Below are 501 nucleotides of genomic sequence, written 5' to 3'. Positions count from 1 at the left end.
CCTCGCATTCACTCCGGCAATGGCCAAGTCGGCCGAGCCCGCCTATCCCGCGCCGGGCGAGCTGTGCAAACCCGGGGAATACCGCGCCTTCGACTTTGCGCACGGCCATTTCCGCATGAAGGGCGGCGGCGGGCAACTGGCCGGCCACCTGCGCATGACGCCGATGCTGATGGGCTGCGCCAGCCGCGGACACTGGCGCGGTGCCATCGCGGGGCGCGGCGAGGTGACGACCTGGTTCGACCGCTTCCAGCAGCGCTGGCACCAGCTGTACGTCAACGACGACGGGCACCCGCTGATGATGAGCGGGGGCGTGCGAGACGGCGCGCTGGTCTTCACCGGCGTCAACACCTTCTTCGACGGGCGTGTGGGGCTGCACCGGATGAGCTGGTCGCCCCTGCCAGGCGGCGGGCTGCGCCAGCACTGGGAGTTCTCCGCAGACGATGGCAAGAGCTGGGAGACGCTGATCGACGCCCGGGGCACGCGGCTGCAACCCGCTCGGCG

Annotated in this window: 1 protein-coding gene; it reads left to right on the top strand. The window is 70.7% G+C overall.

The genetic code is table 11. The annotated features are described in order from the left end of the window. Nucleotides 1-19: 19 nt before the first annotated feature. The coding region (locus JNK74_30615) for a hypothetical protein (protein ID MBL7650520.1) at nucleotides 20-501 on the top strand (482 nt) is incomplete at its 3' end.

The organism is Candidatus Hydrogenedentota bacterium (assembly GCA_016791475.1).
GTDB lineage: Bacteria > Hydrogenedentota > Hydrogenedentia > Hydrogenedentales > JAEUWI01 > JAEUWI01.
This window is presented reverse-complemented; position numbering and strand designations above follow the sequence as displayed.